The sequence below is a fragment of the Planktotalea sp. genome, assembly GCF_018607965.1.
Lineage (GTDB): Bacteria > Pseudomonadota > Alphaproteobacteria > Rhodobacterales > Rhodobacteraceae > Planktotalea.
Window position 1 is genome coordinate 1 of sequence record NZ_JABBAM010000021.1, and the last position, 10,278, is coordinate 10,278.

9 protein-coding genes are annotated in these 10,278 nt (G+C 54.6%); all 9 read right to left on the bottom strand.

Translation table 11 applies throughout. From position 1 onward, the window contains the following. Nucleotides 1–570 (bottom strand): hypothetical protein (locus tag QZ279_RS01435; protein ID WP_293447094.1); only part of this gene is annotated, 570 nt, incomplete at its 3' end. A gap of 105 nt (nucleotides 571–675) precedes the next feature. Further along, complete coding sequence (gene mraY / locus QZ279_RS01440) at nucleotides 676–1,758, bottom strand: phospho-N-acetylmuramoyl-pentapeptide-transferase (protein WP_293447095.1); 1,083 nt, start codon at nucleotides 1,756–1,758, stop codon at nucleotides 676–678. Continuing rightward, nucleotides 1,759–3,204: a UDP-N-acetylmuramoyl-tripeptide--D-alanyl-D-alanine ligase gene (gene murF, locus QZ279_RS01445; RefSeq protein ID WP_293447096.1), complete on the bottom strand. Its 1,446-nt coding sequence runs from the start codon at nucleotides 3,202–3,204 to the stop codon at nucleotides 1,759–1,761. Continuing rightward, nucleotides 3,201–4,682 (bottom strand): UDP-N-acetylmuramoyl-L-alanyl-D-glutamate--2,6-diaminopimelate ligase, encoded by a 1,482-nt coding sequence (locus QZ279_RS01450; RefSeq protein WP_293447097.1) that lies wholly within the window; start codon nucleotides 4,680–4,682, stop codon nucleotides 3,201–3,203. The genes murF and QZ279_RS01450 overlap by 4 nt, the downstream gene beginning before the upstream one ends. 42 nt (nucleotides 4,683–4,724) lie before the next feature. Beyond that, a complete protein-coding gene (locus QZ279_RS01455) occupies nucleotides 4,725–6,512 on the bottom strand; it encodes a penicillin-binding protein 2 (RefSeq protein ID WP_293447099.1) in 1,788 nt (595 codons plus the stop codon). Then, nucleotides 6,509–6,892, bottom strand: coding sequence for a cell division protein FtsL (locus QZ279_RS01460; RefSeq protein ID WP_293447101.1), 384 nt, complete (start codon nucleotides 6,890–6,892; stop codon nucleotides 6,509–6,511). Before QZ279_RS01460 ends, QZ279_RS01455 begins: the two co-directional genes overlap by 4 nt. Continuing rightward, nucleotides 6,893–7,876: a 16S rRNA (cytosine(1402)-N(4))-methyltransferase RsmH gene (rsmH, locus tag QZ279_RS01465; protein ID WP_293447103.1), complete on the bottom strand. Its 984-nt coding sequence runs from the start codon at nucleotides 7,874–7,876 to the stop codon at nucleotides 6,893–6,895. 3 nt (nucleotides 7,877–7,879) lie between these two features. After that, a complete protein-coding gene (gene mraZ, locus QZ279_RS01470) occupies nucleotides 7,880–8,395 on the bottom strand; it encodes a division/cell wall cluster transcriptional repressor MraZ (RefSeq protein ID WP_293447104.1) in 516 nt (171 codons plus the stop codon). Between the two features lie 754 nt (nucleotides 8,396–9,149). Further along, complete coding sequence (locus QZ279_RS01475; protein WP_293447105.1) at nucleotides 9,150–10,217, bottom strand: Mrp/NBP35 family ATP-binding protein; 1,068 nt, start codon at nucleotides 10,215–10,217, stop codon at nucleotides 9,150–9,152. Nucleotides 10,218–10,278: the final 61 nt, after the last annotated feature.

Consider the following 10,278-nt stretch of genomic DNA (forward strand, 5'->3'; position numbering starts at 1 on the left):
CAAAACTGTATTTGTTACGCTGTCCCGCCAAAGGTTTGTATCACCAACAGCCTGTGCGTTCACAACTTCGTGACGCCCAAGCGCATGCCAAACGGTGCCATCTTTACGAACCATTTTGTTGATTTCAGACTTAGATTTGTTCCAACTATCGATGGAATTAACAATATTGACAAAGGCATAGTCAGAAGCATCGATTTCTTCGTCTTTGACGACGTCCCAAAACCGAGGCGCTAAAACACTTTGATAAGATCCCGGCGCAAGTCGATCGATCAACGTGCGAAAACGAGAGCTAAGGAGTGGTGGCGGTGCCGATATTGGATAGCCAAAAGCGCCAATAACGTCCGGCAATATCAAGGTTGAAGGCCGCATGTTTGCAACAGTTGTCGGTAAGTTTGCAACTATTTCGTCACTCAAAGAAATCTGGTTCTCTAGAGCTTGAGCTGTAAACGCCAGCAGCGGACTCCAATCGTCTTTTGGCCAAACATGGCCAGAATGCGGAAGTGCACTAAGCGTATATCCGATGGTCATCTTTTCATCGGTGCTGCCCAGTGTCAGTTTATAAAAGCCCACAGAACGCTCCTCGAATTAGCCTGAGTATCTCAATCAATGCGCATCTTTGGCTTGGGGTGACGCAACAAGTAAGGTGCGTGGTCTCACGTACCCTCCCTCAAGAAATCAACGTACCTTCAACGTCGCCAAACCGATCATCGCCAAGATCAGCGAAATAATCCAAAACCGGATCACAATCGTCGGTTCCGCCCAGCCCTTTTTCTCGTAGTGGTGATGGATTGGGGCCATCAGAAAGACGCGTTTGCCAGTACGCTTAAAATAGAGCACTTGGATGATGACCGAGAGTGCTTCGACCACAAACAAACCGCCGACGATGGCCAGCACCAATTCGTGCTTGGTGGACACGGCGATCGCACCCAAAGCGCCGCCAAGAGCAAGCGAACCTGTGTCGCCCATAAAGACGGCTGCGGGGGGCGCGTTGTACCAAAGGAAGCCAAGACCACCGCCGAAGATGCCCGCGGTGAAGATCAGGATTTCACCTGTGCCGGGGACGTAGTGCACGTCTAGATATTCGGTGAAATCGACACGACCAACGGCATAAGCGATGACACCAAGCGTACCGGAGGCGATCATCACGGGCATGATGGCAAGGCCATCGAGGCCATCGGTAAGGTTAACCGAATTGGCGGCCCCAACGATAACGATCACGGCGAAGGGCACAAAAAGATAACCAAGGTTAATCAACGTATCCTTGAAGATCGGCAATGCGAGTTGATTTTGCAATTCAGCCGGATGATACTGCGCGGCCCAATAGCCTGCGATAGCAGCAGTCAGAAACCCAAGGCCAAGACGGATCTTGCCAGAGACGCCTGCTGTGTTTTGTTTGGACACTTTCGCGTAGTCGTCCGCAAATCCGATTGCGCCGTAAGACATTGTTACAAATAGGCAAATAAGGACAAAAGGATTGTCCAAACGCGCCCATAAAAGGGTCGAGGTCAGCAATGCACCCACGATCAAAAGGCCACCCATTGTGGGCGTACCTGCCTTGGCGAAATGTCCCTCAGGTCCGTCTGTGCGGATCGGTTGGCCCTTGCCTTGGCGACGACGCAGCACGTTAATAAGGGGTTTGCCAAAGACAAAACCGAAAATCAGCGCCGTCAAAAACGCGCCGCCTGCGCGGAAGGTGATGTAGCGAAAGAGGTTGAAAAAATCGCCTCCGTCAGAAAGCTCGGTTAACCAATACAGCATTTAAACATCATCCTTTTGGGCGTCTTTTGTGGGCGTATGGCCCAATTTACGAACCGCGTCTACCAAGCGTGCCAGCCCCATCGAGAGCGAGCCTTTGGCCAACACGACATCACCCGCATCCAGATCGCGTCCTACGTGTGTGGCCATTTCTGTGCTTGTCTCGGTCCAGTGGCCTCGCTGGGCCTCGGGCAACGCATCGTAGCAGTGACGCATCAAGGGACCTACGCAATGAATGAGATCAATATCAGTGGTGCTGGGAAGCGCAGCGACTGCTTGGTGCATCTGGATTTCAGAGCTACCCAGTTCTTTCATATCGCCGAGGTATGCAATGCGACGACCCTTAGAGACACGACCAATGTCGTGGGTCACTTCTGCGGCAGCCAGTACGTCAAGCGCAGCACTTAGCGAGGTCGGATTTGCGTTATACGCGTCGTCGATCAATTCAAGGGTCATACGTGTATCTGCGGGATCAAGCGCGATAACTTCGCGTGCGCCGCGCCCCGTAAAGGGCGTCCAGTTGGCGATACCTTGGGCCGCAAGCGCAAGGTCCGCGCCAAGAGCCTGCGCACAGGCCAATGCCCCAAGTCCGTTCATCGCGAAATGCTGTCCAGCGGTCTGCACTTTGTAAAGCAGCGGCGCGCCCTGTACACTGGCTTGGACAACCGTTGTGTTGCCGCTGAGGACGATCTTATCCAAGACATAATCAGTCGCGGTTTGACCAAACCAAAGCGCCTTCACACCAAGGGTTTCAGCCGCATTTTCCAGGACATGCGCCGTATCGATATCCGCGTTCAGGATCGCGATGCCACCGTCCTCAAGCCCCTCTATAATCGCTGCCTTTTCAACAGCGATGCCTTCAATGCTTTCAAACGCTTCCATATGTGCGGGGGCAACAGTCGTGATCATCGCTACATGTGGGCGCGCCAAACCCGCCAAAGGCGCGATTTCACCGGGATGATTCATACCGATCTCTATAACGGCGAATTCTGTGTTTGCTGGCATGCGCGCCAAGGTCAACGGGACGCCCCAGTGGTTGTTGTAACTGGCCACGGATGCATGGGTGCGCCCCTGCGCACCAAGCACATCGCGCAACATTTCCTTGGTCGATGTTTTGCCAACAGACCCCGTGATCGCAACGACGCGTGCATCTGTGCGGGCGCGACCCGCGCGACCTAAATCCTCAAGCGCGCTTAGCACGTCTGCGACGATCAAAAGCGGGGCATCTTGCGCAACGCCTTCGGGAGCATGGGTCACCAAGGCGGCCCCTGCCCCTTTGCCCAAAGCTTGCGCTACAAATTCGTGACCATCGCGCGCAGCTTTTAAGGCAACGAACAAATCGCCTGTTTCAATAGTACGCGTGTCGATGGAAATGCCGTTCACCGACCAATCTCCAACCGCACGCCCGCCTGTTGCGGTTGCGGCGTCCTGCGCTGTCCAAAGTGTCATGCGATATCTCCCTCAAGTGCAGCGACAGCAACGCTGGCCTGTTCGCAATCATCGAAGGGAAAGACCGTGTCGCCAACGACTTGGCCTGTTTCATGGCCCTTTCCTGCGATCAGTAATGCATCTCCCGGCGCGAGTGCATCAACTGCACGAAGGATTGCTTCGGCGCGATCTGCGACCTCAATCGCATCTGGTGCACCATCCATGACTGCTGCGCGGATCACTGCGGGATCCTCAGAGCGAGGGTTGTCATCGGTGACAAACACCAGATCGGCGTTTTCAGCAGCGGCTTGGCCCATAAGTGGACGTTTGGTTGTGTCACGATCCCCGCCTGCGCCAATCACCGCAACAAGACGGCCCATCACATGAGGGCGCATCGCTTTGAGCGCGGTTTCCACCGCGTCAGGCGTGTGGGCGTAATCCACAAAGACCGCAGCCCCGTTTGAGCGCGTTGCCGCCAGTTGCATCCGTCCATGAACCGTTTCTAGATCGCCCAGCGTGTCAAACACCCGCGATGGTTCTTCGCCGCACGCGATCACAAGACCCGCTGCGAGCAACACGTTTTCCGCCTGAAAACCGCCGATCAAGTTCAGTCGTGCTTGGAACGGGCGATCATGCCATTTGAACAGCAGGTCTTGGCCCGTGCCATCAAAACGCTGGCCCAGCAAACAGAGATCTGCTTCTTTATCCCGACCAACACCGATCAATTCATGCCCATGGGCCTGCGCGATCATTGCGACCTCTGCGCCTTTTGGATCATCAAGATTGACCACTGCCACGCCATCATCTTGCAAGACCCGCGTGAACAGGCCCATTTTCGCATCGAAATACGCCTCAAACGTGCCGTGGTAGTCCAAGTGATCCTGTGTGAAATTCGTAAAACCTGCCGCAGCAAGGTTCACGCCGTCCATGCGACGTTGATCCAACCCGTGGGACGAGGCCTCCATTGCGGCATGTGAAATGCCTTCGCGCGACAGGGCCGCGAGCGTGCGGTGCAGCGTGATGGGTTCGGGCGTAGTGTGAGCAAGCGAGAGTTCGAGACTGCCCTCGACACCGGTCGTGCCAAGGTTAACGGCTTCGAGATCGAGCAGGTTCCAGATTTGGCGCACGAATGTACTGACAGAGGTTTTGCCGTTGGTTCCTGTCACCGCCGTCATGATTTGGGGCTGTGCGCCGAACCACAGAGCAGCCGCAAAGGCCAAAGCGCCGCGCGGATCGTCCGTAAGGATCAAAGCGGCGTCGGAGTTGGCAAGTTCATCAGCCCCGATTTCAGCGCCCACTGCATCAGTGAGAATCGCATCTGCACCCATGCGCAACGCGTATTGAATAAACTCACCACCATGGACTTTTGTGCCGGGCAAAGCAGCAAAGAGAAAGCCGCGCTTTACCTCACGACTATCGACGGCAATGCCTGTGATTTGAGGGGTTCGCCCATTTGCTGCGGTCAATCCGAGCATCTGTAAAGTCTTGAATTCGGCCATGGCCTGCCCCTACATCTTGTAGCGCGCGTTTCCGCGCACCCATCAATTCGATGTGAGCGTTATACCAGCCAATTCACCCGGTTCAATCTCTGGTCTTAATCCAAGGAGCGGCGCAACACGGCCAATCATCTCTGCAGCGACTGGAACCGCAGTCCAACCCGCGGTGCGGCGCGGCTTTTTACCTGATGTTTCAGATGGTTCGTCAAGCGTTACCACAAGAACATATTTCGGATCATACGCTGGGAAGAGCGATGCGAACGTCGCGATAACTTTGTCTTTGTAATATCCGCCCCCACGTTCTTTTATTTTGTCAGCCGTTCCTGTCTTGCCGCCAACCGCATATCCGGGGACTTCGCCAAAACTGGCCGTGCCATCAGTCACCACCATACGCAGCATATTGCGCGCATATTCAGCGGTATCTTCGCGCATGACGCGATGACCTGTCGGCGCTTGGGTCCGTTTAAGAATCGTCGGCGGGATATACGTGCCCCCATTGGCAATTGCAGCATAGCCAGCAGCCAAATGGAGCGGAGAATTCGAAATACCATGTCCGTAGGAAATAGTGACAGCGCTTAGGTCGGTCCAGCGTTCAGGGTACAACGGCTGGCCACCTTTTGCCTCAACAATTTCGAGCGGCGTGTAATCCATGAAGCCCATGTTTTTCATGAATTCTTTTTGGCGTTTTACACCGATCTGAAGCGCCATGCGGCCCGTTCCACGGTTCGAACTTTTGACGATGATGTCATCGACGCTGAGCACGCCGTAATTCTTCTTTTTAAACTCACCGATGTTGAACCCTCCGACGCGCAGGGCTTTGCCTGTGTCGATCATCGTGTTGTGGTTCACAAGGTTTAAATCCATCGCCTGTGCGGCGGTGAAAATCTTGTATGCGGAGCCCAGTTCATAAACGCCCTGCACCGCGCGATTGAACAGCGGGCTGTCAGAGGCATCCCCTTCCACCAACGGACTTGGGCGTGCGTTGGGATCAAAGTCGGGCAAACTGACGATGGAAATAATTTCGCCGCTTTTCACATCCATCAGAACAGACGCCGCCCCTTTGGCGTTCATCAATTTCATACCGCCGTAGAGCACTTCTTCTGCAGCGGCTTGGACAGTTAGGTCAATGGACAAGGCAAGCGGCGCGCCTTCGCGGGCCGGATCGCGTAGTTCATCGTCAAAGAATTTCTCGACACCTGCAACGCCGATAACTTCGGCAGCGTGGACACCTTCGCGACCAAAACTGGCCCCGCCCATCACGTGGGCTGCAAGTTTGCCGTTGGGATAGAGGCGCATTTCGCGCGGGCCGAACAACAAACCCGGATCGCCGATGTCATGCACGGCTTGTTTTTGTTCTGGGCTTAGTTTTTTCTTGATCCACAAGAACTTACGTTCACCTGTGAAGTTCTTCAACATCTTTTCTTGGTTCAAATCAGGAAAAATCGCAGCCAGTTCTGCGGCAACGCGTTCTTTATCAACCATCTGTTTTGGCTGCGCATAGAGGGAATGTGTTTCAAAATTTGTCGCAAGGATGCGGCCATGGCGGTCTGTAATGTCAGCGCGTTGAGCAAGGATTGCCGCACCCGAACTTGCTGCGCGGGGTTCTTGGGGATCGGTTGATGCAAGTACGCTCATGCGTGCGCCAATCACGCCAAACGCGCAAAAGAACATCACGGAGAGGATCAGAAGGCGACCCTCTGCGCGGTTTTGCGCGCTATCACGCATTTGTTCATGGCGAATACGCAGGTTTTCACGTTCAATCGCATCGGGGTTTTCACCACTTGCGCGGGCTTCTAAAATGCGGGCTAAAGGACGGAGTGGCGTGCGGATCATGGAAAGACCCCGTTGCCCCGTGTTACCACTTCACCTGCGCTATTCATGCCGGACACATCCACAGGATTGGTAATGATCAACTCGGGTTCTGGTGGCATTGGAAAGGCAATTTGATCAACCTTGCCGAACTGATCAGGACGCAAAGGCAAAAGGCCCAAACGTTCGTAGTTCACTTCCGTCAGATCACGTAGACGATCAGGTCGGTTCAGATATGCCCATTCGGCGCGCAAAACAGTGAGACGCGCACGGGCGTGACCGATTTCTTTGTTTATCTGTTCGGAACGGGCAATTTCTGACTGGGTTTGATAGTTTTCACGGTAGGCCCAGAACGCCAGACCGATGACAGCAAGGGCGGTAACAATATATAATAATGAACGCATTTAACGGTCCCTTCGTAACATAGGCATGCCGAGTGCTTTCGCCGCGATTTCACCCGAGGGCGCATCCGTACGGCGCGCAAGGCGCAATTTGGCAGAGCGCGCACGCGGATTTGCGTCCAGCTCTTCTTCGCTGGCTGTGATGGCTTTGCGCCCCACCAGTTCAAACGCGGGTTTTTCGGTGATCAGTTCAGGGGCAAAGCGGTTGGCATTGCCTGTCGTGCCTGCGCGCGATTGCAAGAAGCGTTTCGCCATGCGATCTTCTACTGAATGGAAAGTCACAACAGCGAGGATGCCACCAGGCGCAAGCGCTTGTTCAGCCGCCATGAGGCCACGATAAAGTTCGCCGTATTCATCGTTCACCGCAATGCGCAGGGCTTGGAAAGAGCGTGTCGCGGGGTGACTTTGCCCGGGCTTCTTGCGCGGCAAGCATTTCTCGATCAGATCGGCCAACTGCAGCGTGGTGGTGAACGGTGTCTCTTCACGCTGTTCAATAATGGCGCGCGCAATGCGACGCGAGGCGCGTTCTTCACCGAAGTTATACAGGATTTCAGCGATTTCTTCAGACTCGTATTCATTCACGATGTCCGCTGCACTTTGACCGTCTTGGCCCATACGCATGTCCAGTGGTCCATCGCGCATGAAGGAAAATCCGCGCTCTGCAATATCGAGCTGCATAGAGGACACGCCAAGATCGAGGACAACGCCGTCGAGGTCTTGGGCAAACTCGGCCATGTCAGAAAACACGCCACGCTGTTGGATCAAGCGGTCGCCGTACTCCCCTGCCCAGCTCGCGGCCATGTCAAAGGCCATAGGATCACGATCAACCGCAATAACGCTGTCTGCACCCGCATCCAGCAATGCACGCGTGTAGCCGCCCGCGCCAAATGTGCCATCCATCCAACGACCAGCTATAGGCGCCGCCGCCTTAAGAATAGGAGCAAGAAGAACCGGAATGTGAGGAGCAGAAGTTTGAGCCTGTTCCATGTATCACTCCGCAGCACTAGGTGTTGGGGCCGCATCCAAGAACTCCAGAGGATCACAATCATCGGGCAATTCTTCAAGCCACTCTTCTGTGCGCGCCAGTTCTTCGGCCTCGTAGGTTTCTGTTTTCCAGATTTGGAACGTGTCACCCGCGGCAATGAAGAACGCTTCTTTTTCCAGATCGACCTTGGTGCGTAGCTTGGCTGGCAGGACCAAACGACCCGTTTCATCAATCGTGGTTGGGAAAGATTGGCCATGGAAGAGACGCTGAAGCATTTTACGCTGCATAGACCCACGTGGGAGGGCGTCGATCTTTGCATCGACCTCTTCGATCGCTTCCATGGTGTAACACTCAAGATAATTGCGACGGTGATCGCCGTAAACAATTACCAATTCGGGGGCGAGGCCTTCGGTCCAATTGGGGTCAGCCGCTTCGATTACACGACGAAAAGAGGCTGGGATTGAGACCCGCCCCTTCGTATCCACCTTATGGTGGCTTTCGCCTCTGAACCTGCGTGACACGCCAATTCGTCCCTTTTGCCTATGCGGAGTTTTCAAACCCCTGAAAAAATTAAAGGCGGATCAAGCTGCTGCCACTGCTTGATCCGCCGACGTCCCGTTGCCGGGAGTGTCCGATCGCGCGCGCCACCTGGGGGGGATGTCTGCTCGCTCACGCGCCGAATCTCGTTAAGAAGGTGAAGGCGGGGGCCTGTATGAAACCTGACTTAGTGGTTTTTATTAACTTGGGATCGTTTAGCGTCCCGATGTTTAGTGTTTCCCGCTTTCGCCTTCTACCATTAGGGATGACATGGGAATTCATGGTAATCAATAGGAAATGTTGGGCACGGGGTACTGAATGTTGTTTGCAAGAGGCGTCTTACACAACATATAGCGAGAACGAGAAGGGAACATTTTCCACAAATAGCGCGAGAAGGTATTTTCATCACTACATGTTGATTAGAAATAATCTTTGATTAAATTCCTATATTTTCCCAGATTTATCCTCAATGGAGGGTATTTCACCCAACCCGCCACCCAACGACCCCTCAGAATTCTAAGAATCACAACCGAATCCGCGTGTAAATCGCCCCGCTTCGCGCTGATTCCAGAGTGAGTCTTTGCTGCGACACCCGCCAGCGCCACAAAAGTCGCTGAGAACCGCCCTTTGGACCATGAATTCCCATGGTGCCCATGCTTTCCCATTTCAGATCACCAAAATGCGAAAAGCGCCCCAATTTGGGACGCTTTGCACTTTTTTAATGATTTGGCCTTTGGCTTAGGCCATTCCGCCCTCGATCAGACCTTTGGCAATATCGGCGTAGGCTTGCGCCATTGGCCCTTCGCCCGCAGCAATCGGTGTGCCGCTGTCGCCCGCAAGGCGTGTCTCTAGATCAATGGGGAGCGCGCCAAGCAAAGGTAGCTTGAGGCGTTCCGCCTCTGCAGCAACCCCACCCCGCCCGAAGATCTCGTGCTCTGATCCGCAATCGGGGCATTTGAACATCGACATATTCTCTATCAAGCCAAGTACGGGGGTTTTCAACGTCGCAAACATATCAACGGCCTTGCGCGCATCCAGCAGTGCGACGTCTTGCGGCGTGCTGACAACTATCGCACCGGTGACTTGGCTTTTTTGGCACAGCGTCAATTGCACGTCACCTGTGCCGGGCGGCAGATCGACGATTAACACGTCCAACTCACCCCACTCCACCTGCCCCAGCATTTGCTGCAACGCACCCATTAACATGGGGCCACGCCAAACAATGGCTTTGTCGGGGTCCATCATAAGGCCAATCGACATCATCGTGACGCCGTGCGCTTTCAAAGGAATGATCGTTTTACCATCGGGGCTGGCGGGGCGTTTGTTGACACCCATCATGCGCGGTTGGGATGGCCCGTATATATCTGCATCAAGCAAACCAACGCGGCGACCTTGCTTGGCCAGCGCAACTGCGATGTTTGACGAAACGGTCGATTTGCCAACGCCGCCCTTACCAGACCCAATCGCGAGGATCCGGTCTACACCCGAGACAGGCGCAGGCCCACCCTCTTGTGGTTTAGGGTGTCCACCGATTTTCAAACTAGGTGGCGCGGGCTTGGGACCGTGGGCTGTAAGCGCCGCCGCAACCGTGCGCGATCCGACGACTGCCGCAACCGCCGCTTCTGCCGCTTTGCGCAAAGGTTCCATCTGCTGTGCAATTGCGGGGCTTGGCGCTTCGATCACGAAACGCACGGATGTGTCATCAACGTTCAGCGCGCGGATCATATCGCGGCTGATCAAATCGCCACCATCTGGCAAGGCCAAGCGCGCAAGGGCGGCTTTTATATCTGTCTCTATCTGGCTCATTGCTCTCTCCTATAGGCGTCGCGACATAACTGGCAGCTTTGCGCGCAGGTGCAAGGGCGAC

What these genes read in the sequence shown, in the direction of transcription:
- mraY (WP_293447095.1), bottom strand. Translation starts at nt 1,758, where the DNA reads ATGCTGTATTGGTTAACCGAGCTTTCTGACGGAGGCGATTTTTTCAAC.
- murF (WP_293447096.1), bottom strand. Translation starts at nt 3,204, where the DNA reads ATGACACTTTGGACAGCGCAGGACGCCGCAACCGCAACAGGCGGGCGT.
- QZ279_RS01450 (WP_293447097.1), bottom strand. Translation starts at nt 4,682, where the DNA reads ATGGCCGAATTCAAGACTTTACAGATGCTCGGATTGACCGCAGCAAAT.
- QZ279_RS01455 (WP_293447099.1), bottom strand. Translation starts at nt 6,512, where the DNA reads ATGATCCGCACGCCACTCCGTCCTTTAGCCCGCATTTTAGAAGCCCGC.
- QZ279_RS01460 (WP_293447101.1), bottom strand. Translation starts at nt 6,892, where the DNA reads ATGCGTTCATTATTATATATTGTTACCGCCCTTGCTGTCATCGGTCTG.
- rsmH (WP_293447103.1), bottom strand. Translation starts at nt 7,876, where the DNA reads ATGGAACAGGCTCAAACTTCTGCTCCTCACATTCCGGTTCTTCTTGCT.
- QZ279_RS01475 (WP_293447105.1), bottom strand. Translation starts at nt 10,217, where the DNA reads ATGAGCCAGATAGAGACAGATATAAAAGCCGCCCTTGCGCGCTTGGCC.